Here is a 26,003-nt window from a genome sequence, read left to right on the forward strand (position 1 = left end):
CCGACGCCCCGGAATGCGATCGATCCGAATGTACGTCCGGCTCCGCGCCGTCCGCGTGGTGGAACCTTTGTTCTCGCGTTCTTCCACGAAACCACAGCGCCTTCCGGAGGAACACGGCCGGTCTCGGCCGGGGCGATGAATGATCGGCGAATCCGGGTCGGCCCGTGGCGTCAGGGACGGGCCGGATGGGCAGAAAAGATCGTATGGGTGACCCCATGCCCTCCAATGTCCAGCCGATGCTCGCGTCCCCGGGCGAGCTGCCGGACGACGCCGACCGCTGGGGCCTGGAGCTCAAGTGGGACGGCGTGCGCGCGATGGTGTACGTCTCCGGCGGACAGGTGCGCGCCGTCGGCCGCCGTGGCCTCGACGCGACCCGCCGCTACCCCGAGTTGCAGGCCCTCGCCGATCTCCTGCCCGACCAGACGGCCGTCGTCGACGGCGAGGTCGTCGCCTTCGACGAACGCGGCCTGCCGAGCTTCCAGCGGCTACAGCACCGCATGCACGTCGACCGGCCGGACGCCCGGCTGATCCGCCAGGTCCCGGTGCACTTCGTCGCCTTCGACCTGACGTTTCTGGACGGTCATCTGCTGTACGACATGCCGTACCGCGACCGGCGCGCCCTGCTCGACGACCTCGAACTGGCCGCCGGACCGATCGAGGCCCCTCCGTACCTGCCCGGCTCGGCCGTCGACCAGGTTCAGGAACTCCTCGACTACACGAAGGAACAGGGCCTAGAAGGTCTGATCGCCAAGCGCCTCGACTCGCCGTACCGCCCGGGCCGCCGGGTGGACTACTGGCGGAAGATCAAGAACTTCCGCACCCAGGACGTCGTCATCGGCGGCTGGAAGGAGGGCCAGGGCCGCCGGGAGGGCGGCCTGGGATCGCTGCTGCTCGGCGTGTACACGGACGGCGGCCTGCGGTTCGTCGGCCACGTCGGCACCGGGTTCACGGACGCGGCGCTGGACGACCTGCACAAGATCCTCACCCCGCTGGAGCGGCCCACCAGCCCGTACGCCGAGGACGTCCCCCGGGAGTACGCCCGCAAGGCGCACTGGGCGGAGCCCTGGCTCGTGGGCGAGGTGGAGTTCTCCCGCTGGACCCTGGACGGAATGCTGCTCCACGCGTCCTGGCGCGGGCTGCGCCCCGACCTGAACCCCGAAGAGGTCCACCCGGAGCCCTGACGAAGCAGGCGCGCCGAGGCGCGGTTGAAACCCACGACGCCGGGGAGATCGCCCCTGAGCGAGCCGCGAGGTCGGCCGGGAACGAACCGTGAGGTCGGTCGGGGTCGGTTGGTCGGGGAAGAGACCGCGCGGGGGCGCGGCGAGACCCGAGGAGAGCTGGTGAGCGGCGCGAAGACGAGCGTTCAGGTCGACGGCGTGCGGCTGACGCTGTCCAACCTCGACAAGGTCCTCTACCCCCGGCACGGTTTCACGAAGGGCGAGGTCATCGACTATTACGCCCGGATCGGGCCGGTCATCCTGCCTCACCTGAAGGACCGTCCGGCCACGCGCAAGCGCTACCCCGACGGTGTGGACGGCCAGGCGTTCTTCGAGAAGAACGCGCCCGGGCACACCCCCGACTGGGTCCGCACGGTTCGCCTGCCGACGCCCGGCGGGAGCCGTGACGCCGTGAACTTCGTGGTCGTCGACGACCTTCCCGCCCTGGTCTGGTGCGCGAACCTGGCCGCCCTGGAACTGCACGTCCCGCAGTGGCGGGTCGGCCCCCGGGGCGGCGCGCACGCGCCGGACCTGCTGGTCTTCGACCTCGACCCCGGCCCGCCGGCCTCGGTGGACGAGGCGCGCGAGGTCGCCTGCCTGCTGCGCGACCTCCTCAAGGCCGACGGCCTGCGGTCGTTCCCGAAGACGAGCGGCAAGAAGGGCCTGCACCTGTACGTCCCGATCGAGGAGACCTCCGACGGGCACACCTCGGCGTACGCGAAGGAGGCGGCCCGCAGGCTCGAGAAGGAGCATCCGCGTCTCGTCGTCAGCCGGATGGAGAAGAGGCTTCGATCCGGCAAGGTCTTCGTCGACTGGAGCCAGAACAACCGGCACAAGACCACGGTCGCGCCGTACTCTTTGCGAGCCGCCGAGGAGCCCTCCGTCTCCGCGCCGGTGACGTGGGACGAGGTCGACTCCGACGCGGAGCTGCGGTTCGGGCCCGATGAGGTGCTCGAACGCGTCGACCGGCACGGTGACCTCCTCGAACCGCTCATGACGCTTCGTCAAAAGCTGCCGTGAACCTTCGGGATGCGTACACGGAAGGTGCCCGGTGCGTCACCATTGGTCGGAGGGTCCACAATCGTGGGGCGGTGGCCACGGCACCGGAAAGCCGTGGGCACTGGTGGAGGTGACACGCGCATGCCGCGTGGAATGGGAAGGATGATCAGGTGACGGACGAGGCGCAGGACAGGCGCTACGACGTCGTCGTACTGGGCGGAGGCACTGGCAAGAACATCGCCGCCGAGCTGGCTCGGGCGGGCCGGTCGGTCGCGCTGGTGGAGGGCCGCCTGGTCGGCGGGGAGTGCCCTTACTTCGCGTGCATGCCTTCCAAGACGCTGCTGCACTCGGCCCGGCTCGGCGAGACCTGGGAGCACGCGGTCGCGCGGCGTGACGAGGTGACCCGTCATCTCGACGACGCGGCCACCGCCGCGCAGATGGCCGAGGCCGGGGTGACCGTCGTACGCGGCAACGGCAGGGTCGTGCGTCCCGGCGTGGTCGAGGTCGACGGCGCCGAGTACGGCTACACCGACCTCGTGGTGGCGACCGGCAGCGAGCCGGTGCGGCCCCCGGTCGAGGGCATCGACGACGTGCCCACCTGGACCAGTGATGAGGCGCTGACCCGGCCCGACCTGCCGCGCCGGCTCGTCGTGCTCGGCGGCGGGGCGGTCGGCTGCGAGCTCAGCCAGATCTACGCCGCGTTCGGTTCGCAGGTCACGCTCGTGGAGCAGGCCGAGCGGCTGCTGGCGGCCGAGGCGCCGTTCGTCGGCGACCTGCTCGCCGACGCGCTCCGCCGGAGGGGAGCCGACCTGCGCCTCGGCGTCGCGGCGACGCACGCGGAACGCACCGAGACCGGCCTGCGGCTGCGGCTGTCCGACGGCAACCACATCGACGCCGACCGCGTCCTCATCGCGGCGGGCCGCCGCCCGCGCGTCGCCGACCTGGGCCTGGAGACGATCGGCGTCCGGTTCGACCCGGAACGCGGCATCGCCGTCGACGCCACCTGCAAGGCCCTCCTCACCGAGGAGACCGGCACCGACGGCACCACCGTCTGGGCGGCCGGCGACGTGACCGGCGTCGCGCCCTACACGCACGCCGCCAACTACCAGGCCGGAGTGGTCGTCTCGAACGTCCTCGGCAAGCGCCGGGAGGCCGACTACCGGGCGATCCCCCGCGCGGTCTACACGACGCCCTCGGTGTACGCCGTCGGCGTCTCCCCGCTGGCCGCGAGCGGGCTGGAACTCGTCGCGGCAGGGTACGACCTGGCCGGGACCGCCCGCGCGGCCGTGGAGGACGACGACCGCGGCCGGGTGGAGGTGTACGCCGACCGGGCGCGGGGCGTTCTCGTGGGCGCCGCCGCCGTCGGACTCTACGCTGAGGAGTGGATGAGCGAGATCACGCTGGCCATCCGGGCCGAGACACCGCTGAGCATTCTGACCGATGTCGTCCACGCCTTCCCGACGTACGGTGAGGCCATCGAACCGGTCCTACGCGAGCTGGCCGAGCAGCTCTGAGCCTTCCTGGGGGGAAGACCATGTCCGAAGACGGGATCGAACTGAGCCTCGAGGCCGCCGAGGCCGACGCCGCCGAGCAGCACGTCGCCGTACGGGAGGGCGAACGCCGGTGGCCCACCACGCTGCCGGTCGAGGTCGACGAGGCCGACGCCGCGGAGCAGGGGTTCGAGGTCGACCTCGACGAGGACGACTACCGGTGACGGCGCGAACCGCCACCTGGGGAGCAGCGCCCCAGAGGCGCGCCGTGGAAGTCCCGGTGCCGGCTTTCCGCCGATCGGACGTTACCCGGTCGTAGGATGGTAGGCCTCAACGTGCGCGGCGCCACGGCGTCGCCCGGACAGGTGATCGGAGAACTCAGGTGACCGCAACCCCGGACGCCCGCCCCCGGGGCACGAGGCTCCCGCGGCTGGCCCGCCGCCGCCAGCTCCTGGGTGCCGCCCAGGAAGTGTTCGTCGCGCAGGGCTACCACGCCGCCGCGATGGACGAGATCGCCGAACGGGCAGGCGTCAGCAAGCCGGTCCTGTACCAGCACTTCCCGGGCAAGCTCGAGCTGTACCTCGCGTTGCTCGACGAGCACGCCGAAGGGCTCGTCCAGCGCCTGCGCGAAGCGCTCGCCTCCACCCCGGACAACAAGCTGCGGGTCCAGCGGACCATCGAGGCGTTCTACGACTTCGTGGCCGGCGAGGGCGAGGCCTACCGCCTGGTCTTCGAGTCCGACCTGCGCAACGTCGCCCCCGTACGCGCCCGGGTGGACCGCGCCAACCAGCAGTGCGCCGAGATGATCGCTCAGGTCATCCAGGAGGACACCGGCGTCTCCAGCGACGAGGCCCACCTGCTCGGGATGGGCCTCGTGGGCATGGCGGAGGTCAGCGCGCGCTACTGGCTGTCGGTCCAGGGCACGATCTCCAAGGACCACGCCGAGCACCTCATCGCGCGCCTGCAGTGGCGCGGCATCGGCGGTTTCCCCCGCACCACCTGAGGTGTGTTCGGTGGGTCCTGTTCGTAGCGGCCGGACGAAGATCCACCGGCCACGCCCCTAGCCAGGCCCCCGGCCGGGGGCGTCGGTTTCCCGTCGGCCGTGCGATAGTGCCGGTGGGCCGATCGGTCCAGACGTACGCCACGGGCGGTCGTGGCCTCGCCCCCCGACGGAGGGAACAACGTGCAGGTGCGAATCGGTGTGCAGTCGGTGGCCAAGGAGCTGGTCGTCGAGACCTCGCTGTCCGCCGATGAGGTGGAGCGCGCGGTGAACGACGCGGTCGCCGAGGACGACGGCGTCTTCACGCTGCGCAGCAAGAACGGCGCGCGGGTCGTCGTGCCGGCGGCCAAGCTCGCCTACGTGGAGATCGACGAGTCGGAGACGCGCAGCGTCGGCTTCGGCTCCTACTGACCGCTCGAACGGGCTCGCTCCGACTTCTCAAAAAGACTGGAATGAGTCCCTCGAGGGAGGGCATACAGACCGCGCGAATCCGAAACGCCGGAATCCATCCGGCAGGAGGTGGTCTGAGAAATGCTGATGACAATAATCTGGGCAATCATTATCGGTGCCATCATCGGGGCTCTCGCCCGTCTGATCGTTCCCGGCCCGAACCCCATGGGCATCGTCCTCACGATCCTGATCGGCATCGTCGGAGCGGTCGTCGGCGGCTTCATCGCCGGCGCGCTCGGGGTGGGAAGCATCCTCGCCTTCATCATCGAGGTCCTGGTGGCCGCCGCCGGCGTCGCGCTGATCAGCGGCCGTGGCCGCTCGGGATCGCGCCGTGGCGGCGTGTTCTGACCGAGCCTGCCCGAGCCGACCTCAGCGAACCCAACTGACCGAACCCTCAGACGAGGCCCCCGCTCCCCGGCGGGGGCCTCGTCGCACGTCCATGCGTGCGCAGGAACGACCGTCCCGGCCCGCGCCCACCGACGCGGACCGTCCTCGCCGCGCCCACCGACGCGCACCATCCCAATCGCGCACGCCGACGCCGGCCGTCCCGCCGCGTACGTCGGCGTGGGCGGCCGTCGTCTCTCACGCGTTCAGGAGTGCGTGGGGGTGGGCGAGGCCGTCCCCGCTCCCGTCCCGGGCTTCGATGCCTTGGCCTCCGTCACGATCTCCGGGCGGACGTACGCGCCCAGCCGCGCGTACGGCACGGCGAAGTCCCGGCCCACGTCGGCGTGCGGGCAGCCGAGGTCGATCCAGTTGCGGATCGTGAACGTCATGCCGGTCGCCGTCGGCGCGACCTCCAGGGCGCCGCCCAGGGCGCGCCCCGTGAGGGGTGTGCCGGGGAGGCAGACTCCGCCGTGCGCGCTCGGGGCGATGATCCGGGCGAGGGCCCGTGCGCCGGTGTTCGTCCGCGCGGCGGGGAGCAGCAGGTCGGCGGCTCCCAGCTGCCCGCCCGTCGAGAGGTCGAACACGAGCGTGAACTGGGAGCTCACGGGGATCAGGCGGTTGGCGCCGCTGCTGTCGGCGAAGGTGTAGGTCACCGACAGCAGCTTCGGACCGCCCAAGCCAACCGTGGCGGCGGACTGGAGAGTGCCGGTCGGCGCGCTGTCGGACTGGCTCGTCGGCATGACGAACGCCGTCTTGAAATCGGCCATGGTGCGGTCGACCTGCGTCCGCAGCGCCTTGTTGACCTTGGTCTGGACGGCGGCGTTCTTCAGCCCGCTCACCTGGACGTACCGCGTGATCATGGTGCGGCCCTTGCGGAGCGTCGTCGTGGAGGAGGCGACGTTCACACTGACCGGCTGGACGACGGCCGCGGGACGCGTCGACCTCGCCGCCGGGTGGCCCCCGCCCGAGGCTACGACGACGGCGGCGGTCCCGGCCGAGCCGACGACGACGGCGCCGGCGATCGCCGCGCCCACCTTCGCCCCGGTCCCCGACAGCAGCGCCCTTCCCGTCCCCTGGAGGACGCCCGTGGCGTGACCCGCGCCGGCCGCTCCCCCACCGGCCGTGGACCCGGCACCGCCGCCTGCCCCAGCCGCGCCGCCTCCGCTCGCCGCGCCGCCGATCGCGCCGCCGCCCGCCGGTGCTCCCGAGCCGCTCGCGAGCAGTGCCGCGAAGGGAAGGAGCGCCGCCAGCCCGGCGGCCGCCTCGGCCAGGCGCCGCCGCCCGTTGGACTCCCAATCCGGCCCGTACGCGGCCGTGGCCGCCTGCTCCAGCTCCGCCACGAGCGCCGCCGCGCCCGCCGGGCGTTCGGCCGGGTGCTTGGCCATCCCCTGGGCGACCAGACCGCGCACCGCCTCCGGAAGGTCGCCCAGGGGCACCTGGGTGTTGGTGTGCTGGGTGCGGTACTCCTGCGTGCTGTCGCCGCGGAACGGGGTACGGCCGGTGACGCACTCGAAGAAGACGCAGGTCGCGGCGTACACGTCGGTGGCGGGGGTCGCGGGTGCGCCCTGCCACTGCTCGGGCGCCATGTACGGCGGCGTGCCGAGGATCTCGCCGACCGCCCCGGTACGCAGGGCGATCCCGAAATCGATCAGTTTGCTCTCGCCGTCGTCGCGTACGAGGACGTTCGGGGGCTTGTAGTCGCGGTGGACGACGCCTCGCTCGTGGGCCGTGCTCAGCCCGAGGAGGGAGCCTTTCAGCACCGTCAGCGCCGCCTCGGGCTCGAACGGGCCGTGCTCCTTCAGGAGCGCCCGCAGCGAGATCCCGGCGACCGCCTCCATCACGATCGCCGCGCCCTGCGGGGACTCCACGAAGTCGTACAGGCGCGCGATGTACGGGCTGTCCAGATGCCGGAGTATCTGCGCCTCGGCCCGGAAGCCGGTGAGGAATCGCCGATCGGAGAGGAGGTTCGCCGTCAGGTACTTCACCGCGACGTGAGTCCCGGAGTCCTCGTGTCGCGCGAGCACCACACGGCCGAAGCCGCCTTCGCCCAGCTCACGCACTTCCGTATAGCCGGGAAGCGCCCAGTCGCCCAAATTCGTCCTCCTATGCCCGGAGGGAAGGTACTGGAGACACAGCGTGACTGGAAGCAACGCCACGCGCTCGGCTCCATCGGCCGATCCACAGGACGGCACGCGGTTCCGGGAACCGCCCCACGATCGGGCGACGCGCGACGCCGGGACGCGTCCCGGCGATCGTGCGACGCGTCGCAATTTCAGTCACGCGCGGTGACCGAATCGGCGGTCAGTCCCGCAGGTTGATCGCCCGCATCCGGGCCTGATGGCGGTCGACGATCCGGCCGAACATCGTCGCGACGTCCTCCTCACCGAAGAGCGCGCCCACCGCGGGGTGCCCCTCCGCGAGCGCGTGGGCCTGGCTGAGCGTCTCGCCCACGAGCCTCCGGGCCCACAGCCCGAGCCGCGACGCCAGCCGCGAATCGTTCTCCGCGCCGGCGCGCAGGCGTTCCCGCAAGAGCTCGGCGTGGCCGGAATCGGCCAGCGACTCGTGGACCGCCGTGCGCGTCGCGGAGTCGGCCTTCTCCACGGCCTCGCGGTAGAGGTCGGCCACGATGGAGTCGGCGACGTAGACCTTGGTCAGCGCCTCCATCGCGTCGGCCGGACGCGTGCGCTCGTGGAACGCGGAGATCGCCGCCTGGAACGGGCGCATGGCCTCGTACGGGTCCGCGCCCACCTCGATGAGCCGGTCCCGCAGGAGTTCGAACTGCGCGAACGCGCCGGTCGCCAGGCCGGCGAGGACCACCGTGTCCTCGTACGACGCCGCCCGCCCCGCGTCCGCCGCACGCTGCTCGAACGCGGTCAACCGCACGCACGCCAGCAGGCCGTACAGCTCAACCGACCGTGATCGAGGCGGCGTTCCGGCCGAAACCATGAAATGAAATCGTACTCGGCGGCGTTGACGACAACAGCGGGGCTTTTAGATTCGGCCCCCGCCAGCTACACTGCGTGGCGAACTGTGACCGGTCGCTGCAGAGCGCGACCCCATACCCGGTCACTCCTGAGGAAGAATTTGACGGCTGGTCCCTCCCGCGCGAAGGCGCGATCGAATGCGACGACCGACGGGTGCCTGAGAGCCCTGCCGGAGACGGCGCATGAATCGCGACCGCGAGACGGCTCGCCGCGCCACCGACACGGTGCGCCCGCGGCGTTGAGCGGACCCCGCACACTGGGAGGCTGAAGGCCCTGACGACCTTTCGTGATCTCGGGGTTGTCCCCGAAATAGCAGACGCCCTCGAAACAGAGGGCATCGTCGAACCGTTCCCGATCCAGTCACTCGCCGTGCCCATCGGCCTCGGCGGGCACGACATCATCGGCCAGGCGCGCACCGGCACCGGCAAGACCCTGGCCTTCGGCATTCCGCTGCTGCAGCGTATCCAGCACGGCGGGAAGAAGCCGCAGGCCCTGGTCATCGTTCCGACCCGTGAGCTGGCCATCCAGGTCACCGACGATCTGATCGTCGCCGGCGGCAAGCTCGGCAGCCGTGTGCTGTCGGTGTACGGCGGCCGCGCGTACGAGCCGCAGATCGACGCCCTCAAGAACGGCGTCGAGGCGGTCGTCGGCACGCCGGGCCGGCTGCTCGACCTGGTCAAGCAGAAGTACCTCGACCTGTCCCAGGTCTCGGTGCTCGTCCTCGACGAGGCCGACCGCATGCTCGACCTCGGCTTCCTGCCCGACATCGAGCGTCTCGTCGCCAAGGTGCCCGAGCGTCGCCAGACGATGCTGTTCTCGGCCACCATGCCCGGCGAGATCGTCGCGCTGTCGCGCAAGTACCTCACCCGGCCCACCAACGTGCGGGCCGAGTCGCACGAGGAGTCCGAGACCACTCCGCAGGTCGTGCAGCACGTCTTCCAGGCGCACCAGATGGACAAGCCCGAACTGCTCTCCAGGGTCCTGCAGGCCCGTGGGCGCGGTCTGACCATGGTGTTCTGCCAGACGAAGCGGGCCTGTGACCGGGTCGCCGAGGACCTCGCCAAGCGGGGGTTCGCCGCCGCCGCGGTGCACGGCGACCTCGGCCAGGGACAGCGCGAGCGCGCCCTGCGCGCGTTCCGCGCCGGCAAGATCGACGTGCTCGTCGCCACCGACGTGGCGGCCCGCGGCCTCGATGTCGACGACGTGACCCACGTCGTCAACTACGAGTGCCCGGACGGCGCCGACACCTATGTGCACCGGATCGGCCGTACCGGCCGTGCGGGCAAAGAGGGCATCGCGGTGACGCTCATCGACTGGGCGGACCTGCAGCGCTGGAAGCTGATCAACACCACGCTCGGCCTGGACTTCGCGGACCCGGCCGAGACCTACTCCACCTCCGAGCACCTGTACGAGATGCTCGACATCCCGTCCGACGTCTCCGGCATCCTGCCGAAGGCGCAGCGGGAGCGTGCGGGGCTGGAGGCCGAGGAGGTCGAGGACATCGGCGAGACCGGCCGTTCCCGGTCGCACCAGCGGCAGGAGGAGGAGCCGCGCCGCGCCACCAGGGAACGCAACCGATCCCGCCAGCGCACCCGCGGCGGCCGTCCGCTGGGGCACGAGGCCGATGCGGCCACGGCCGCCCAGACGGCACGGCGGCACACCCGCCGCCAGCCGGACCCGGCGGCCACGCACCCGGCCGAGGCGACGGCACCGGCGACCGAGGTGACACCTGTGGCCGAGGCGGCGACGCCTGCGGCCGAGGCGACAGCGGTCGAGGTGGCAGCGCCTGTGGTCGAGGTTGCGGCACCCGTGGTCGAGGCGGCAGTGCCTGCGGTCGAGGTCTCGCCGGAGCCGGTCGAGGCCGTCACGGCCCCGCGCCGCACTCGCCGGCGCGCCTCGGAGGCGCCCGTCGCACCGGTCGCGGACCGCGAGACCGCCGATGTTCCCGAGACCCCGGCGAGCCCGGTGACGCCGGCGAGCCCGGTGACGCCGTTCGAGCCGGTACCAGCGGTCGCCGAGGCGCCCGCGCAGCGGCCCGAGCCGGTGTCGGCCCCGGTGCTGATGAGCCCGGCGGGCATCCCGATGGTGCAGTTCCTGGCGCCGCCGGCGCTCGCGGACGCGGACGACCTGCCGGAGTTCACCGAGCCGGTCCGGCCGGCGGCCCGGAAGAAGCGGCGCGCCCGGACGGGCTGAGCGCGCGAGTCCGCCTGAAGTGCGGTTGAAGAGGGGCGTGGTCATCGGTCACGCCCCTTATTCGTGCCCTCGACCGAGGCGGCCGGGTGGCGCGCGTCCGGTGACCGGACCGACCCGGGTGACGCGTCCCCATCGAGGAGGTCGGCCAGACCGGTGACGCCCCTCAACGCGGGCCGCTGATCCGAAATATCTCGTAGTCGTCGAAGTCCACGATCATCCGGCCGCCGTGTGCTCCGCTGCCCCGCATCACCACCAGTCCCGTCTGCCCGAGTGCCAACGGGTCATGGGCGTCCGTGGCCTCAGCGGTGAGGCGCCCGTTCAGCGACAGCCGAAGATGGACCTTCGCCCCGTCGGACTCGCACTGGATCGCAAAACGATTCGCCCCCGGTGGTCGTTCATCCGGGCCGTCCTCCGCGTCGTAACCCGTGGCCAACGGAACCTGGGCAAGCGTCTGGGAGCCCCCGGCGGTCACCTTGCGAATGAAGGCGCCGTGACCGTCACTCCGGACGAGGAACACGTAACCGTCGAGGATCCGGTCGTCCGGCCCGCGGCACCATAGGCCGATCATGCCGTCGCCCGGTCCGGAGACCACCTTCGCGTCGACGTCCGCCTCCATGCGAGCCGGCAGGTTCTGGGACGGGTACGGCGCCGGCTTGGAATCGTTGCCGGTCCGGCCCTCGGCCTTCATGCGATAGCGGCCACCGACGTAGGAGGTGTCCTTGTCGACATACCAAGTCCGCGCGTTCGACGCGAACTCACTGGTGTAGACGGCGGCGAGCTTCGTCTCCCCTCGCTGGGGCCGGCCGCCGGAAGGCCAGAGCGCGATCACCGACCCGAGCGTGGCGGCGACCGCCGCACCGGTCGCACCGATCCAGGCGAGGCGCCGCGACCGCGACCGGCCCCGTACGGCCGCTTCCGACGCCGCCGGTCCCGGACCCGCCGTGTCGTCCACGACGAGCGCCGTGGCCGACGCACCGGGCGCCGTGACGGGACTACCGATCTTTGAGCTCTCAGGGCCGCCCGGAAACCGGCGGGTCCCATTCGCCGGACCGGCGGCCTCCGAGCCCGCGGGATCGCCCGGTGTGGCGCGGACGCTCGAGCCGGTCGGCGGCGGCGCCTTCAGGTCCCGTGTGGGGCCCACGAGTCCGGTGAGAAGCTCCTGCGCGGTCGGGCGGCGGGCCGGGTCCTTGTTCAGGGCCTGCTCGACCAGCGGCCGTACCGCCTCGTCCAGGCCGTCCAGCAGCGGCGTTCCGTGCGTGATCCGGTAGAGCACCGCGGGCAGGATCGCGCCGGGGAAGGGCGCGGCGCCCGTGCCGGCGAAGGCGACGACGGCGCCCCAGGCGAACACGTCGGACGCCGTCGTCGCCCGCTCGCCCTGGATGACCTCGGGCGCCATGTACGCCGGGGTGCCGATGATCTCGCCGGTGCCGGTGGCCTCGGTCAGGCTGTCGAGGGCGCGGGCGATCCCGAAGTCGATCACCCGGGGCCCCATCGGGGACAGCAGCACGTTGGCGGGTTTCAGGTCACGGTGCACGATCCCCGCCCCGTGGATGGCGCCGAGGGCGGTCGCCACCCCGACCGCGAGGTGGTCGAGGCTCGATCCGTTCATCGGGCCGGACTCCCGGACGAACTTCGCGAGGTCGGGCCCTGCCACGTACTCGGTGACGATGTAGAGCGGCTCGCCGTCGACCTGCGCGTCGAGCACGGGCGCGGTGCAGAACCTGCGGACGCGACGGGCCGCCGCGACCTCACGGCGGAACCGGTCGCGGAAGGAGGGCTCGTCCGCGAAGTCGGCATTGATCACCTTGACGGCCACCCGCTCGGCGGAGGCCGACTCGGCGAGGTACACGGTGCCCATTCCGCCGCGGCCGATCACCCCGAGGAGACGGTACGGGCCCAGCTCGGCCGGGTCACCCGCCCGCAGAGAGCCGACCCGGTCATCGAGCGGCATGATCTTCCGGCCCTCCGTATCCCCGAAACCCGATGATCACGCAGGTTACTGGAGATACCGGCCGTCGGCCCCCCGGATCAGGCCGGGTTGGGGCCCGCCTGGCGCAGGCTCAGGGCGTGACGCGGGCGGTCGGTGATGAGGACCGTCACTCGTTCGTCGCGGAGGAAGCGGCGCATGCGCGGCTCGTCGTTGACCGTCCACACCATGGCCGGGACGCCGAGCCGGCCGCACATGCGCAGGACGGTCGCGCGGGCGAGCCGGCGGTGCACCGCGAGCCAGTCGGCGCCGCACTCGCGCATGCGGCGCAGCGGATACAGCTCCTGGATCCGCGTCGGCGCCTTCGAGAGCCAGGAGACCTCACGGAGGCTGCGGCCGAGCGAGAGGGCGGCGGTGACGTTGGGGAACTCCCGTTTGATCCGGGCGATCGAGGAGTCCTCGAGCGTCGTGGCGACGAAGCCGTCCGGACCGAGGAGGTCGAGGGCGAGCGTGATGATCTCGTCCTCGTCGCCGACCTCCTTCAGGTCGAGATGGCCTTTCGCGCGGCCCGCGATCAGGGCCATCACGTCGCGGACCCGGGGGACGCGGTGACCGGAGACGGCGCACAGCTCGTCATAGGTCAGCCCGGCCACGGGGCGGTTCGCGACGCGCGGATCGTGGAAGACGACGAACTCGCCGTCGCGCGTACGCCGGATGTCGAACTCGACGTACTCCGCCCCAGTGGTGAGGGCGCTCTCATACGCTTCCCAGGTGGCGGCCCGGGCGACCTCGGACCCGCCCTTGTGGGCGGAGACGGCAGCCGTCATGCCACGAGAGTACCTTTGCGACACCCAGCGAAGTACCACTCAAATCGCTATGATGGTGTCGATAGCCCCATGGGCAAGTAAGCTCCTGCCAGTGAGTACGCCCCGGTTCCTTACCCTGCCTCCCGGCGTCCGCCGCACGGAGATCCACACGTCGCGCGGCACGTTCGCCGTTCTCGAGGCACTTCCGGGCTCTGGTGTCTGTGAACGGGCTCCGGCGCTGCTCGTCCCCGGGTTCACCGGCAGCAAAGAGGACTTCATCGCGGTGCTGCAGACCCTGGCGGGCGCCGGGCGCCGCGTCGTCGCGCTCGACATGCGCGGCCAGCACGAGACTCCGGGACCGGACGATCCGTCGGCCTACACCTGCGCCGCGCTCGGCGCCGACGTCGCCGCCGTCCTCGAGTACTTCGACGACCACGTCCACCTCGTCGGGCACTCGTTCGGCGGGCTGGTGACGCGCGAGGCGGTGATCGCCGATCCGGCGATGCTGGCCTCGTACACGGTGATGAGCTCCGGACCGGCCGCGATCGGCGGCTCGCGGGAGGTCGAGGGCCGGGTGCTGCTCGCGGCCCTGCCCAAGGTCGGCCTCGAACACCTCTGGTCGACCCGCATGGAGCCGGACGTGATCGCCAAGGGGGTCGCTCCCGAGATCGTCGCGTTCCTGCGCCGGCGGATGTTCATGAACTCCCCCGCGGGCCTGCTGACGATGGCCCGGGAGGTCCTGTCCTGCCCCGACCGGGTGGACGAGCTCGCCAAGGTCGCCGACGACGCCGACCTGCCGGTCCTCGTGCTGTACGGCGAGGACGACGACGGGTGGGATCCGCGCGAGCAGGCCGCGATGGCCGAGCGCCTGGGCGCCCGGAAGGTCGTGATCCCGGGGGCCGCCCATTCGCCCGCCGTGGAGGCCCCGGAGACCGTGGCGAGCGCGCTGACCGCCTTCTGGAACGAGGCCGAGCGCGCCTGACGACACCGCATACCCATCGCCACCCCGACGACTTTGAGACAAGAAACACCTGGCGTCTCATGTAACTGATCGCTTACCCTGATCCCATGGCAGCGACGGTTCAGCCCCCGCAGAGCGTCACCTGGCAGGTGCACATCGACCGGTCGATGTGGATCGGCGGTGTGCGCGGCCTGATGCTCCAGGCCCTGCACCCCATCGCCATGCGCGGTGTATGGCAGAACTCCAACTTCCAGGAGGACCCGATCGGCCGGCTCCAGCGCACGGCCGACTTCGTCGGCGTCGTCACCTGGGGCACGCGCGAAGAGGCCGACCGTCTCGGCCGCCGGGTCAGGGACATCCACCGCGCACTGCGGATCAAGGATCCAGACACGGGCCGGACCCACCGCGTCGACGACCCGGAACTGCTCCTGTGGGTGCACTGCGCGGAGGTCTCCTCCTACCTCGAGGTCGCGCGGCGCGCCGGGTTGCGGCTCACCGACCGGCAGGCCGACCGTTACCTCGCCGAACAGCGCCGCAGCGCCACGTACGTCGGCCTGCACGAGGAGGACGTGCCGGGCAGCCTCGCGGAGATGGAGGCCTTCTTCGCGGAGATGCGCCCGCGGCTGAAGGTCACCCCGGAGGCCCGCTCGACCGTACGCTTCCTGCTGTGGCCGAGGCTGCCCGAGGAGATGCGGTGGCTGTCGGCCGGCAAGCCGATGTACGTCCCGTTCGGCGCCCTGTGCTACTACTCGCTGCCCGCCTGGGCCCGGCGGATGTACGGCGTCCTGCCGGAGATCCCGCAGCCGGCGGTGACGGCGGCGCTGAGATCGTTCCGGCTGGCGATGAACACCCTCCCGGAGAAGGTCCACGACCTGTCGTTCCAGCAGGCCACGAAGGACATGCTCGAAGCCGCCCGGCAGCGGCTCGCCGCCGAGGGCTACGACCTCGACAAGGGCCTGCAGGGCCTCCGCGACCCCCGCCGCTGGCCCAGGCCCGCCGCCGCCTGACCCCCGGTACGACGGCGGGGTCGGGCGGTAGGTCTAGTCCGACGCCAGCGCGGACCAGGGGTCGCGGGTGGGGGCGGCGGCCTGGCCCTCCGGGCAGTGGCGCGCGTAGTCGCACCAGGCGCACAGCGGGCCCGGCTGGGGCGGGAACCTCTCGTCGAAGCGTTCGTGGCGGCGCTCCGGCGGGATCGCGACGTCCGCCGGCCGCGTGGTGGCGCGGAACCACTCGTCCGCCTCGCCGCACTCCTCGGCGATCTGCTCGGCGCGCCGGAGGTGGCGGTCGAGGGACTCGTCGGTGTGCTCCCAGACCGCGACCTCGCCGGTCGGCAGATGGTGGAGCTCGACGAGACGGCACGGGGTCCGCATCATGCGGCGTGCCGACGCGGCGTACAGCGCGAGCGCCAGGGACGTGCGGGCGTCGTCGGCGGTCAGCGGCCGGCGACCGGTCTTGTAGTCGACGACCACGAGTTCGTCGCCGCGCCGGTCGAGGCGGTCGATCCGCCCCTGGACGGTGATCACGTGCGTCTTCATCGAGACCGTGCGCTCGACGCCGACGGGCTCGTCCGCCGGGTCGAGCCCGGCGGCGTAGCGCAGCACCATCTCCCGGGCGCGGTGCCGCCATTCGGCGGCCTGGGCGTCGTCCCGGAAGCCGTCGCTCAGCCAGGCCCGGTCGAGCAGCCGGCGGCCTCGGTCGTGCGCTCGTCGAGCGGCAGCCGCCACCAGCCGGCGAGGGCGTTGTGGACGCTCGCGCCGACGCTGTTGTGCGCCCACGGCGGACCCTTCTCCGGCTTGGGCCGGTCGAGATAGGTCATCCGGTAGCGGCGCGGACAGTCGAGCCAGGTGTTCAGGCGGGAGGGCGTGCAGGGGTAGAGCCGTCTCGGCATCCCCTCGAAACCGAGCTGCTCGGCCGCCATGGCGTCAGTCCTCGGAGCTCGGCTCCTGCGCGAGCGCGAACCAGCTCTCCCACTGGGAGTCCTCTTCGCCGACGGTCGTCTCGTCGCCCTGGCCGGGCAGCACCCGCGTGTCCTTGGGCAGCGGCCCGAGCAGCGACCCGATGGAGTTGAGCTGCTCCTGGAGGTCGTGGTACTCCTCGCCGACCCGGCCCGGACGGCCCTTGTGCAGGGTGTCGCCGGAGAACAGCACACCGAGCTGCTCGCTGTAGAGGCAGATGCTGCCGGGGGTGTGCCCGGGCGTGTGCATCACCTCGAGCTGGGCGCCGGCGATCTCGAAGATGCCGCCGTCCTCGATGTCGATGTCGGGCTGGAGGTCCTTGAACTCCGAGTCCTCCTCCTTCTTGGCGAGGGCACGGAAGTACTGACGCCACAGGAGGCGGTCCCGCGAGTGCACGCCGATCGGCGCCACCTCTTCCTCGTCGGCCTCGGCGATCTCGAGCACGGCGCCCAGGTGATGATCGCGACCGTCGGTACAGATGACGGCCATCACCTCCCGCTCGCCGATCTCCTTGAGGATCGCCTCGGCGTCGTTGGCGGGGTCGATCACGATCACCTCGTCGTCGTCTCCGACGATGTAGGTGTTGCTCTCGACGTCGTACTCGTTGTCGTCGACGGTGACCTTGCCCGACGTCACCACTTTGTCGATACGCGCGTCCACATTGGAACCTTACCGACTTCCCAGGACTGGTGTGCGGTACGCGGCCGATCCCGGCCCCGCGTAGGGCCGTCGACAATCCACCGCGAAACGCCGACGAAACATTGCCGATCTATGCTGCCGACTCTAATGAACATTCGCGAAGGAGCTAATCCGTGAACGATCCGGTCGACGAGACGGATCTGGCGATCCTGCGGCGGCTGCAGGCCGACGGGCGGGCGACGCACGCGGCCATCGGCAAGGCCGTCGGCCTGACCGGGCCGTCGGTGTACGCGCGGATCAAACGCATGGAGCGGGAGGGGATCATCCGCGGTTACACCGCGCTCATCGATCCGGCCGTCCTCGACCAAGGGCTCGTCGCGATCGTCCGGGTCGAGGTCAGGGCGTCGGCGGACGAGCAGCAGCCGTTCGAGTCGGTCATCGGCGCCGATCCCCAGGTCGTGGAATGCCATGACGTGGACGGCGAGGACAGTTACATCCTCAAGGTCCGTACCGCGTCCCCGCAGACCCTGCGCCGCCTGCTGGCCGATCTCCGCGCGATCCCGGGCGTCACGCGGACCGTGTCGTCCATCGCGCTGGAGACCGTGAAGGACGTGACGGCGACCGCCGTGCTCGGCCCGGTCGCGGGCTCCGGCCGGACCGCCGACGCGGCGGAGGGCCGCTGATGGGCGAGGTCGTCTGGCTCGGAGTGCTGCTCGGCGCGGGTGCGGCGGTGTCCGTCGGGCCGATCTTCATCACGATCCTGAACGAGGCCGCCACCCGCGGTTTCGGCGCGGCGTTCCGCGTCATCCTCGGCTCCGCGGTCGCGGACGTCGTTCTCCTGCTGCCCGCGCTGGCGTTCGCGTGGGTGATCGCCGCCGTCGCCCAGGCCACACTGTGGGTCGCGCTCGTCGGCGCGGCGTTCTTCCTCTGGCTCGCGGTCCGCGCCGTACGGGACACCGTGCGCCTGTGGCGGAAGGAGACGGTGCCGCAGGGCGAAGGGTGGGCGTTCTGGAAGGGCGTCGCGGCGAACCTGGCCAACCCGCTGACGTGGACGTTCTGGCTCGCCACGGGCACGCCGGCGATGCTGCGCGCCCAGCATCTCGCCGGTCCGTCCGGCCTGGTGGTGTTCACCGTCACCTGGTTCGTGGTCGCCTCCGGCCTGGAGGCGGTCATCGCGCTGGTGGTGGCGCGGTCGGGCCGACGTCTCGGCCACCGCGGGCAGGGCGCGTTCACCGGCCTGTCCGCGGCGCTGTTCGCCGCACTCGCGGCGCTGATGCTCGCCCGCGCCGTCGCCCCGTGAGCGGCCGTCCCCGGGTGGGCGTCTCAGGAACCGGGTGACCGTCCGTCGACGTCGTCGACGAAGCGCAGCACCCGGGCGTTGACCTCGTCGGCGCACTGGCCGGAGATGGCGTGGGTGGCGTCCGGCCAGAGCTCGGCCTGGACGTCGCCGATGAGGGTCTCGGCGCGGCGGAGCGCGCGGTGTGGATCGTGTACGGCGCTGCGTCCGGCGACGAGCACGAGCGCGGGCACGTCGATGGAGCGGATCTCCTCGTCGGTGAAGTAGGCCGGAGTGGGCATGGCGGCGCGGTGGTCGCGCATGCCGGCACTGATCACCCGGCCCACGGGATCGTCCTCGGGAGCCTGGCCCTGACCGTCGATCCAGCTCAGGAACCTGGGCCGCGCCCATCCCGCCGTGAGCGGCAGGACGACGGGGATCGTCCGGAGGATCAGGCCGAGGGACATCCGCGCCAGGGTGTTGATCGGGTCGAGGAGACTGATCGACGCGACGGACTGCGGCGCTCGTACGGCCTGGTTGCAGGCCATCCAGCCGCCGATGGACGCGCCCACGAGATGGGCGGCCGGGACGTCGAGCCGTTCCAGGACGGCGGCGAGCCACGCGGCCTGGTCGCCGGCTCCCCGGATGGGCGCCGTCTGTTCGCTGCGGCCGGCCTCCCCCAGCAGGTCGATCGCGTACACGCTGCGCTTCTCGGCCAGGGCCGCGACGTTCGGCCGCCACATGACGCTCGTTCCCCCCGTGCCGTGCAGCAGCACGATGGGGACGCCCCCGGCGTCGCCGAAGCGGTACGCCCGCACCCGGCCGAAGGCGGTCGGCACGTCGCGCACCTCCACAGGGCGAGGCAGCAGCCGCATCCCCTCCTCGTACACCCGGTCGAACCGGCTGCGGCCTTCCGGCGTGGTGAAGCCGCCGACCTTGTCGCGGGACATCCGGACCACCTTTCGCAATATGATCGTATCGTAACGATAGGTGATATCCGGGAGGACTCGGCATGCCGAAACAGGTCGACCACGATCAGCGGCGCCGGCAGATCGCCGAGGCGTTGTGGCGGATCTCCGCCGAGCGCGGCCTGGAGGCGGTGAGCATGCGGGAGGTGGCCGCCGGGGCGGGCGTGTCGATCGGCCTGGTGCAGCACTATTTCCGCGACAAGAACGACCTGGTCGGATTCGCCGTCGGGCGCCTACGCGAGCGCATCGAGGAGCGCGTACGCCAGAGCGTCGCGAGAACCCCGCCGCCGCACACCCCGCGACGGCTGCTGCGCGCCGTCCTCGTCGCGTTGCTGCCGCTGGAGCCCGAGGGCCGGACGGAGTCCCTGGTGGGCATCGCGGTGTTCATCCGGGCGCTGGGCGATCCGGATCTCGCGGCCACCTACCGGCGTGGCCAGGTGCTGCTGGTCGCGGCGGTGGCCGACCAGATCAGGGCCGGCGTCCGCGACGGGGAGCTCCGGCCGGACCTCGACGCGGAGACGGAGGCGGACATCCTCCTCGCCCTCGTGAGCGGGCTGACCACCACCCTGCTCCTGGGACACGGCTCCGCCGACCAGGCCCTGAACACCCTCGACCATCAGCTCGCCCGGCTGGCGACGTGATCGCACCGGCGCTTCTGGCGAATGGGACGCACCGTCGACGAGGACACGCGCCGCGTGTGCGGACGGACCACGCCTGATCGCCGGCGTACGCCGCCCAGGAAGGCGGCAGCCGGGCAGGCGCGCGGCGACCGGCGGTGGTCAGAAGTCCCCGCGTCCGCCCACGTCGGGGCGCGCGCCGGTGGCCTGGGCGAGCAGTGCCTCGTACGCCTCCGCCGACGTGGTCTCCGCGCCGAGCCGGTGGCCGGTCGCCTCGCCGTGGTCGTCGCTGGCGCCGGTCGTGAACAGCCCCAGGTCCGCCGCGAGTCCCCGCAGGCGGGCGCGGTCCGCCTCCGCCTGCTCCGGATGGTCGGCCTCGATCCCGCCCAGTCCGGCGCGGGCCAGGCGCGTGATCTCCTCGTCGGTGAAGAGGTAGCCGCCCCGGGACGCCCGGGGGTGGGCGATCACGGGGACGCCGCCCGCCTCGCGCACCAGGCCGACGGCCATGACGGCGTCCAGGGCGTACCGGTCGACGTACGCGCGGCCGCCCGCGCCGATCCACTCGCGCGTGAACGCCTCGTCCATGCGGGAGATCACCCCGGCCTCGACCATCGCGCGGGCGATGTGGGGCCGTCCGGGGACGGACTCCCCGGTGACGCGCTGGACCATCTCCCAGGTGACCGGCGCGCCGAGCCGGCCCAGGCGCTCGACCATGCCGCGCGCCCGGTGCGCCCGGTCCTCGCGGATGCGCCGCCGCTCGGCCGCGAGCTCGGGCTCGGCGGGGTCGAACAGGTAGGCCAGCAGGTGGAGGCCGCGCCCGCCGAGGCGGCAGGACAGCTCCATGCCACGGATGAGGGTCATGCCGGGCGGCAGCGCGCGTACGGCCTCGGCGTGGCCGGCGACGGTGTCGTGGTCGGTCAGGGCGAGGACGTCGACGCCCGCGGCGTGCGCGCGGCGGACGACGTCGGCGGGCGGCTGGCTGCCGTCCGAGACGGAGCTGTGGGAGTGCAGGTCGATGCGCACGATCCGATCATGCACCCAGCCGGGGACACGCGGCTCCGTACGGCAGGTCGAGATCGGCGTCGCGCAGGTCGCGCAGGCGCAGGTCCTCGAGCATGAGCGCGCCCGCCGAGACAGGCCACAGGACGGCCCAGAGCCAGTGGCCGAGCGCCTCGCCGGCGAACGTCGCCGTCTCGGCGGTGGGCAGCGCCCACAGCGGCAGCGGATGCCCGCCGATGTCGACCTTCGCGTCGGGCGCCGAGGTCCCGAATCCGTGCCCGGGATCCGGACCGGGCAGCCCGGCGTACGACGCGCCGAGGCCGATGCCGGGCTCCTCGGCGACGAGGATCAGGTCGGCCGGACCGCCGACCGGTGACGGGCCGGACAGCGCGACCGCGACGGCCCGGCTTCCGGACCGCTCGTCGCCGGCGTCGGCGAACCCGGTGACCAGCCAGCCGAGCGGCAGGGGCCAGGGCGTCCAGACCGGGACCCGCGTCTCGGCCCGCGTCGCCTCGAGCCCCTCCCGGCAGGGCCGGCGGGGCGGGCGCAGGGGGCAGACCTCGCCGTGCGTCGAGCAGGTCCAGGCACTCGACCAGACGTTTGGCGGGGCGACGGGCCCGCGACACCGCGGGCAGATGGGCGCGGCCCTCATGGTGTTTCACGGTCCCGCTGTCGCGGTGGCCACGTCAAGGTTTCCGGACGGCCAAAAAACGGTGATCTGGCGTCTTTACTCAATGCTACGCGGGAGGGGAGAACTCCTTCGTGCGCCGCAGTCCGGCGGCCCGGCCCTTCGCGGCGATGACCAGGGCCATCTTCCGGGACGCCTCGTCGATCATCTCGTCGCCGAGCATCGCCGCCCCGCGGCCCTCCACCCGGGTGGCGTGGTCGTACGCGTCCAGGATCAGCTCGGCGTGGTCGTAGTCCTCCTGGGCCGGGGAGAACACCTCGTTGCACGCCTCGACCTGGGCTGGATGCAGGACCCACTTGCCGTCGAAGCCGAGCGCGGCGCTGCGCCGCGCCGCCCGCGTGAAGGCCGCCGCGTCGCGGACGTTGAAGTACGGCCCGTCGATCGCCTGCAGGTCACGGGCGCGAGCCGCGATGAGGATGCGCATCAGGACGTGGTGGTAGGCGTCGCCCTCGGTGTAGCCGGGTGGCTGCTCCCCCACTACCAGGGTCTTCATGTTGAGCGAGGCCATCAGGTCGCCGGGGCCGAAGACCAGCGTCTCCAGCCGGGAGGACGCGGCGGCGATCTCGTCGATGCGCGTGAGCCCCCGGGCGTCTTCGATCTGTGCCTCGATGCCGATCCGGCCGACGGGCAGGCCGGTCGCGCGCTCGAGCTGGGTGAGCAGGACGTCGAGCCACACGACGTGGTCCGGGGAGGTGACCTTGGGCAGCATCAGGCAGTCGAGGTCGGCGCCCGCTCCCTCGACCACCTCGATCGCGTCGCGGTGGGCGAACCCGGTCGTCGCGTCGTTGATCCGGACGACGCGGACCCGGTCGCCCCAGCCGCCGTCGCGCAGCGCGGCCACGGCGTTCGCCCGGGCGTCCGCCTTGGCGGACGGCGCGACGGCGTCCTCCAGGTCGAGGAAGAACGCGTCGACCGAGAGGCCTCGGGCCTTCTCGATGAACCGCGGGTTGCTGGCGGGCACGGCGAGAGTGCTGCGGCGAGCGCGCGTCGGCATGGTTCCGGATGCTATCCGCCCGGCCCGTCGCCACCCGCGAGGCCCGTCACCGCCCGCGGGCCCGTCACCGCCCGCGAGGCCCTCCACCGCCCGGGAGGTCCGCCACCGCCCGGGAGGTCCGCCACCGCCCGCCGGGCCCGTCGCTGTCCGCGAAGCCTTCACGGGCATCGTCGAATCCACGGTGAATCACCTCACCGGGTCACTTTCTCGCCGTCAGACAGGTGCACGGCTCGCCGGTTTCATCGGCGGGACACCGTCGCGCCACGGAGATGACGCCGGTCCTGGATTGACTCCGGCCGCCCCCACCATCGGGGAGCGGGATGGAGCGAGGACCATGAATCACGTTACAAGGCGCGTCGCCACGGCCGGGGTGGCCCTGGGCGCGGTCGTCGCGCTCGGCGCGACCTCGGCGAGCGCCGCGAGCGGCGTCGGCGGCTGGGCGTCGGTGCCCGCCGTCGCCAAGGCCGCCGGAGCGGCCGCTCCGAACACGCTCTCGCCCGGGCTGGCGGAGCACGCGGTCGCGCAGGGATCGAACAGGCTGGAGAACCCCGCCGGGGAGGTCCAGTACTACGGCTACCACGCGGACGGCCCGATGCTGCCGCAGCCCGGCGCCGTCCAGTCCCCCGGTCACAACGTCGAGGCGACGAAGACCGAGCCGGACAAGAACACCTACCTGCGGCTGCGCGGCCTGCACGGCGCCGACTCCGGCTACGACTACGGCACGCACTTCCTGTTCCAGGGCCACGAGCGCGGCGGCCCCGGGTACATCAGCCGGGTCAACCTCGACGCCGACGCGGCGCACCGCGTCACGCTGCTGGCCACCAAGACCACCGACGGCAGGGAACTGCCCGCGTTCGACGGGTCGACGTGGAACCCCTTCGCCAAGAAGCTGCTGCTCACCGCCGAGAACGGCGCCGACGGCGGCGTCTGGCAGAGCGACCCCGACGTCGGCGCCAAGGTCCAGGACATCTCGAACGTCCTCGGGCGCGGCTCGTACGAGGGCATCCAGGTCGACCCGGCCGGGAACCTGTGGATCGTCGAGGACGCCAGCGGCGACGTCCCCTCGGGCACCGGCGCCCGCCTGCCCAACAGCTTCGTCTACCGGTTCGTGCCGAAGGACAAGGGCGACCTGAGCAAGGGCGGCACGCTCCAGGCCCTCCAGGTGATCTCCCGGCGCAGCGGGCAGCCGATCACCTTCACCCCCGCCGACGCGTCCCACCCGACCGGCGCGATCTTCTCGGACGACACCAAGGACCTGCACACGTACGGGACGGTGTTCGACACCCGCTGGGTGACGCTCCACCAGGGCGACGCCTCCAGCACCCCGTTCGACGCGAACGCGCTGGCCAAGGCCGCCAAGGCGACGCCGTTCAAGCGACCGGAGAACGGCGTGTTCCGGCCGGGCGTCGACTTCCGCGAGTTCTTCTTCACCGAGACCGGCGACACGAACGCGAACAGCAAGGCCAACGGCGCGTACGGCGGCTGGGGCGGGATCTACAAGCTCACCCAGTCCGGCTCCGCCGCCGACCAGGGCAAGCTGACGATCTTCTTCAACGGCGACCAGGCGCACACCGGCCTGGACAACATCTCGTTCCTCGACCGGGACCACGTCGCCGCCGTCGAGGACGCCGGCGACTCGCTGCACACCCAGCGCGGCCTGCTCGACTCGGCGTACCTGTTCGACCTGAACGCCGACTACGCCAAGGGCCAGCCTGTGCGGTTCCTGGCGGAGGGCCGCGACCCGTCGGCGACCGTCGACTCGGCCTGGTCCGCGCAGGGCAACGGGTTCCAGAACGACGGCGACAACGAGATCACCGGTATCCACACCTCCGACGGCGACCCGACCGTCGCCGGGCTCCTCGGCGCGAAGAACCCCCACCCGTTCCACGGCGACTGGCGGATCTTCTGGACCCAGCAGCACGGTGACAACACCACCTGGGAGATCACCCGCTAACATCGATCATGATCATCTCAGCCGGCCGGATGGTGTCGCGGCGATCGGCAGCGGGCGGTTGAGGCCACACGCAAAGGAGTGATCGCGTGGAGAAGGCGGACCAGGACCAGCCCATGAAGAAGATCGTGGTGCGGCGGACCGAGCCGATCAAGGTGACGTCCGCGCCGCTCAACCACCAGCCCGCCATTGCCACTACCTGACTCGGCCGGCGAACGGGCGGAGCGCGCGGGGCGGCAGCCTCCGCGCGTTCCGCCGCCGGTTCCGGGAGCACGGGCGGCGCATGCGGCCCCGTAGTCCGGGATGAGCGGCGACGTCCTGATGTTCCATCCGCTGACCATGGTGCCGGACGGCCCCGATGTCATCGTGGGGCGCAGGGACAGCGACAGCTACGCCGCGTTCCCGGCGGACGGCGCGGAGCTGCTACGGCGGCTGCAGGCGGGCGTCGGCGCCGAAGAGGCGGCCCGCTGGTACCGGGAACGGTACGGCGAGTCCGTGGACATGGCGGACTTCCTGGAGACCTTGCGGGATCTGGGGTTCGTCCGCTCGGCCGGTGAGCCGGACCCGGCCGCCGCGCCGGAACGGCCGCGCTGGCAGCGTCTCGGGCGCGCCGCCTTCTCCTGGCCGGCCTGGCTCGTCTACCTCGGGATCTGCGGATACGCGCTGTGGCTGATGATCCGGTTCCCCTACCTCCGGCCGGACTACCGGAACTTCTTCTTCACGCCGTCCCTGCTGCTGATCGAGCTGGGGCTGTTCTTCGGGCAAGTGCCGGGAATCGTCTTCCACGAGGCCATGCACGCGCTGGCCGGCGCGGCTCGGCGTCTCCAGTCGGCTGCGGCTCGGCAACCGGCTCTACATGCTGGTCTTCGAGACCCACCTGAACGGGCTGTGGAGCGTGCCGCGCCGGTCCCGGTACCTGCCGCTGGTGGCGGGGATGGTGGGCGACCTGGTCTGGTGCTCGCTGCTCACGATCCTGGCCCGGCTGACCGACCCGCACGGCCTACCGCACGCCTTCCCGGGCGCGTTCTTGCGGGCACTGGCCCTGTCCACGTTGCTCCGGCTGGCGTGGCAGTTCTATTTCTATCTGCGAACCGACGTCTACCAGGTGTTCGTCACCGCGCTGCACTGCGTGGACCTGCACCGGACCACCAGGGAGTACCTCTCCAACCGGGCGCACCGGCTGGTGCGCCGTACCGCGCCGTACGACGAGGAGCGCTGGCATCCGCGCGACCGGCAGGTGGCCCGCTGGTACGGCTACCTGTTCGGGCTCGGTTACCTGTTCACCCTGGGCACGCTGGCCTGGGTCGGCGTCCCGGCCGTGCTGGAGGTCCTCTCCGGCATCGCCACCCGGCTGCTGAGCGGCACCGCGTTCGACGCCCGGTTCCTGGACGGTTGTGCCACTCTCGCCCTCAACTTCGTCCCCCTGGCGATCGTCGCCGTCATGGTGCTGCGCCGCCGGAGAGCACGCCGGAAGGCCGGCTGACCATGTCCCCAACGAATCGGAA

General features: G+C 71.9%; 24 protein-coding genes and 1 pseudogene. 15 read left to right on the top strand and 10 right to left on the bottom strand.

Annotated features, from left to right (window positions below; translation table 11 throughout):
• Positions 1 to 215 precede the first annotated feature (215 nt).
• The 7 genes from ligD (ACYVF7_RS49630) to ACYVF7_RS49660 all read left to right on the top strand — a co-directional run bounded on the left by ligD (ACYVF7_RS49630) (position 216) and on the right by ACYVF7_RS49660 (position 5,504).
• Positions 216 to 1,181, top strand: a complete 966-nt coding sequence (ligD, locus tag ACYVF7_RS49630) for a non-homologous end-joining DNA ligase (RefSeq protein ID WP_460353597.1) — start codon at positions 216 to 218, stop codon at positions 1,179 to 1,181.
• 159 nt (positions 1,182 to 1,340) lie between these two features.
• Positions 1,341 to 2,237 (top strand): non-homologous end-joining DNA ligase, encoded by an 897-nt coding sequence (ligD, locus tag ACYVF7_RS49635; RefSeq protein ID WP_460353600.1) that lies wholly within the window; start codon positions 1,341 to 1,343, stop codon positions 2,235 to 2,237.
• Between the two features lie 149 nt (positions 2,238 to 2,386).
• A complete protein-coding gene (locus tag ACYVF7_RS49640; protein ID WP_460353603.1) occupies positions 2,387 to 3,730 on the top strand; it encodes a dihydrolipoyl dehydrogenase family protein in 1,344 nt (447 codons plus the stop codon).
• 20 nt (positions 3,731 to 3,750) lie between these two features.
• Complete coding sequence (locus ACYVF7_RS49645) at positions 3,751 to 3,930, top strand: hypothetical protein (protein WP_460353605.1); 180 nt, start codon at positions 3,751 to 3,753, stop codon at positions 3,928 to 3,930.
• Positions 3,931 to 4,088: 158 nt separating this feature from the next.
• Positions 4,089 to 4,709: a TetR/AcrR family transcriptional regulator gene (locus tag ACYVF7_RS49650; RefSeq protein ID WP_460353608.1), complete on the top strand. Its 621-nt coding sequence runs from the start codon at positions 4,089 to 4,091 to the stop codon at positions 4,707 to 4,709.
• A gap of 180 nt (positions 4,710 to 4,889) precedes the next feature.
• Positions 4,890 to 5,117, top strand: coding sequence for a DUF3107 domain-containing protein (locus ACYVF7_RS49655; protein WP_360881007.1), 228 nt, complete (start codon positions 4,890 to 4,892; stop codon positions 5,115 to 5,117).
• Between the two features lie 126 nt (positions 5,118 to 5,243).
• Positions 5,244 to 5,504, top strand: a complete 261-nt coding sequence (locus tag ACYVF7_RS49660; protein ID WP_460353611.1) for a GlsB/YeaQ/YmgE family stress response membrane protein — start codon at positions 5,244 to 5,246, stop codon at positions 5,502 to 5,504.
• A gap of 242 nt (positions 5,505 to 5,746) precedes the next feature.
• Here ACYVF7_RS49660 and ACYVF7_RS49665 read toward each other — a convergent pair whose 3' ends face one another.
• Complete coding sequence (locus ACYVF7_RS49665; RefSeq protein ID WP_460353614.1) at positions 5,747 to 7,633, bottom strand: serine/threonine-protein kinase; 1,887 nt, start codon at positions 7,631 to 7,633, stop codon at positions 5,747 to 5,749.
• A gap of 208 nt (positions 7,634 to 7,841) precedes the next feature.
• A complete protein-coding gene (locus ACYVF7_RS49670; protein ID WP_460353617.1) occupies positions 7,842 to 8,486 on the bottom strand; it encodes a ferritin-like fold-containing protein in 645 nt (214 codons plus the stop codon).
• 407 nt (positions 8,487 to 8,893) lie between these two features.
• On the opposite strand from ACYVF7_RS49670, the gene ACYVF7_RS49675 reads away from it, so the two are divergent.
• Positions 8,894 to 10,717, top strand: a complete 1,824-nt coding sequence (locus tag ACYVF7_RS49675; RefSeq protein WP_460353619.1) for a DEAD/DEAH box helicase — start codon at positions 8,894 to 8,896, stop codon at positions 10,715 to 10,717.
• A 163-nt stretch (positions 10,718 to 10,880) separates the two neighbouring features.
• On the opposite strand, the gene ACYVF7_RS49680 is transcribed toward ACYVF7_RS49675, so the two are convergent.
• Both ACYVF7_RS49680 and ACYVF7_RS49685 read right to left on the bottom strand, forming a co-directional pair.
• Positions 10,881 to 12,668, bottom strand: coding sequence for a serine/threonine-protein kinase (locus tag ACYVF7_RS49680; RefSeq protein WP_460353622.1), 1,788 nt, complete (start codon positions 12,666 to 12,668; stop codon positions 10,881 to 10,883).
• Between the two features lie 77 nt (positions 12,669 to 12,745).
• Entirely contained in the window at positions 12,746 to 13,471 is a 726-nt protein-coding gene (locus ACYVF7_RS49685) for a glycerophosphodiester phosphodiesterase (RefSeq protein ID WP_460353625.1), read from the bottom strand.
• A gap of 91 nt (positions 13,472 to 13,562) precedes the next feature.
• On the opposite strand from ACYVF7_RS49685, the gene ACYVF7_RS49690 reads away from it, so the two are divergent.
• Complete coding sequence (locus ACYVF7_RS49690) at positions 13,563 to 14,432, top strand: alpha/beta fold hydrolase (protein WP_460353627.1); 870 nt, start codon at positions 13,563 to 13,565, stop codon at positions 14,430 to 14,432.
• An 86-nt stretch (positions 14,433 to 14,518) separates the two neighbouring features.
• The gene (locus tag ACYVF7_RS49695) at positions 14,519 to 15,418 is read left to right on the top strand and encodes an oxygenase MpaB family protein (protein ID WP_460353630.1); all 900 of its coding nucleotides are present in this window, start codon (positions 14,519 to 14,521) and stop codon (positions 15,416 to 15,418) included.
• A 33-nt stretch (positions 15,419 to 15,451) separates the two neighbouring features.
• Here ACYVF7_RS49695 and ACYVF7_RS49700 read toward each other — a convergent pair.
• Positions 15,452 to 16,329, bottom strand: a pseudogene (locus ACYVF7_RS49700) (RecB family exonuclease).
• Between the two features lie 4 nt (positions 16,330 to 16,333).
• Entirely contained in the window at positions 16,334 to 17,026 is a 693-nt protein-coding gene (locus tag ACYVF7_RS49705; RefSeq protein ID WP_460353632.1) for an MBL fold metallo-hydrolase, read from the bottom strand.
• A gap of 152 nt (positions 17,027 to 17,178) precedes the next feature.
• On the opposite strand from ACYVF7_RS49705, the gene ACYVF7_RS49710 reads away from it, so the two are divergent.
• Positions 17,179 to 17,688: an Lrp/AsnC family transcriptional regulator gene (locus ACYVF7_RS49710; protein ID WP_460353633.1), complete on the top strand. Its 510-nt coding sequence runs from the start codon at positions 17,179 to 17,181 to the stop codon at positions 17,686 to 17,688.
• Positions 17,688 to 18,305 (top strand): LysE family translocator, encoded by a 618-nt coding sequence (locus ACYVF7_RS49715; protein ID WP_460353635.1) that lies wholly within the window; start codon positions 17,688 to 17,690, stop codon positions 18,303 to 18,305. The genes ACYVF7_RS49710 and ACYVF7_RS49715 overlap by 1 nt, the downstream gene beginning before the upstream one ends.
• A 23-nt stretch (positions 18,306 to 18,328) precedes the next feature.
• Here ACYVF7_RS49715 and ACYVF7_RS49720 read toward each other — a convergent pair whose 3' ends face one another.
• Positions 18,329 to 19,231, bottom strand: coding sequence for an alpha/beta fold hydrolase (locus ACYVF7_RS49720; protein ID WP_460353637.1), 903 nt, complete (start codon positions 19,229 to 19,231; stop codon positions 18,329 to 18,331).
• 62 nt (positions 19,232 to 19,293) lie between these two features.
• On the opposite strand from ACYVF7_RS49720, the gene ACYVF7_RS49725 reads away from it, so the two are divergent.
• Positions 19,294 to 19,890 (top strand): TetR/AcrR family transcriptional regulator, encoded by a 597-nt coding sequence (locus tag ACYVF7_RS49725; protein ID WP_460353638.1) that lies wholly within the window; start codon positions 19,294 to 19,296, stop codon positions 19,888 to 19,890.
• A 138-nt stretch (positions 19,891 to 20,028) separates the two neighbouring features.
• Here the strand turns inward: ACYVF7_RS49725 and ACYVF7_RS49730 are convergent, their stop codons facing one another.
• From ACYVF7_RS49730 to ACYVF7_RS49740, 3 genes are all read right to left on the bottom strand, one after another.
• On the bottom strand, positions 20,029 to 20,889 hold the full coding sequence (locus ACYVF7_RS49730; RefSeq protein WP_460353641.1) for a PHP domain-containing protein: 861 nt from the start codon (positions 20,887 to 20,889) through the stop codon (positions 20,029 to 20,031).
• A gap of 7 nt (positions 20,890 to 20,896) precedes the next feature.
• On the bottom strand, positions 20,897 to 21,517 hold the full coding sequence (locus ACYVF7_RS49735; RefSeq protein WP_460353643.1) for a DUF6758 family protein: 621 nt from the start codon (positions 21,515 to 21,517) through the stop codon (positions 20,897 to 20,899).
• Positions 21,518 to 21,602: 85 nt separating this feature from the next.
• On the bottom strand, positions 21,603 to 22,547 hold the full coding sequence (locus tag ACYVF7_RS49740) for an HpcH/HpaI aldolase/citrate lyase family protein (RefSeq protein WP_460353646.1): 945 nt from the start codon (positions 22,545 to 22,547) through the stop codon (positions 21,603 to 21,605).
• Between the two features lie 334 nt (positions 22,548 to 22,881).
• Here ACYVF7_RS49740 and ACYVF7_RS49745 point away from each other — a divergent pair, with 334 nt between their 5' ends.
• Together ACYVF7_RS49745 and ACYVF7_RS49750 are read left to right on the top strand one after the other, a co-directional pair.
• Positions 22,882 to 24,501, top strand: a complete 1,620-nt coding sequence (locus ACYVF7_RS49745) for an alkaline phosphatase PhoX (protein ID WP_460353649.1) — start codon at positions 22,882 to 22,884, stop codon at positions 24,499 to 24,501.
• A gap of 853 nt (positions 24,502 to 25,354) precedes the next feature.
• Positions 25,355 to 25,981 carry a hypothetical protein gene (locus ACYVF7_RS49750; RefSeq protein WP_460353651.1) on the top strand — a complete coding sequence of 209 codons (627 nt, stop codon included), beginning with the start codon at positions 25,355 to 25,357 and terminating at the stop codon, positions 25,979 to 25,981.
• Positions 25,982 to 26,003 lie beyond the last annotated feature (22 nt).

This window comes from Actinoallomurus acanthiterrae (genome assembly GCF_054775715.1).